The sequence below is a fragment of the Streptomyces sp. TRM49041 genome, from assembly GCF_008271805.1.
GTDB lineage: Bacteria > Actinomycetota > Actinomycetes > Streptomycetales > Streptomycetaceae > Streptomyces.
In genome coordinates this window covers 1-350 of sequence record NZ_VSRY01000051.1, presented here as the reverse complement: position 1 = coordinate 350, position 350 = coordinate 1, and the positions used below count along the sequence as shown (strand labels likewise).

Sequence of the window (350 nt, the reverse complement as noted above, 5' to 3'; positions counted from 1 at the left end):
CCGTGGAGGCACAGGACGCCGTCGGCCGGGTCGCCGTCGTCGGCTCCCTGCGCCGCGACGAGGGCGGCCTGGCCCGGTTCTGGCTGTCGCTGGGCCAGGCGCACACCGCGGGTGTCGGTGTGGACTGGGAGGCGGTGTTCGCCGGAACGGGTGTGCGGCGTGTCGACCTGCCGACGTATGCCTTCCAGCGGGAGAAGTACTGGTTGATGCCGTCCGTTCAGGGTGGTGATGTCGCGGCGGCGGGTCTTGACCGGGTCGAGCATCCTGTTCTGGCGGCGGCGGTGCAGATGGGTGACCGGGACGAGTGGGTGTTCACGGGTCGGTTGTCCACCGAGAATCAGCCGTGGGTG

Annotated in this window: 1 protein-coding gene; it reads left to right on the top strand. The window is 70.3% G+C overall.

Going from position 1 to position 350, the window contains the following annotated elements; genetic code table 11:
* Positions 1 to 350 (top strand): hypothetical protein (locus FVS66_RS34765; RefSeq protein WP_187645352.1); only part of this gene is annotated, 350 nt, incomplete at both ends.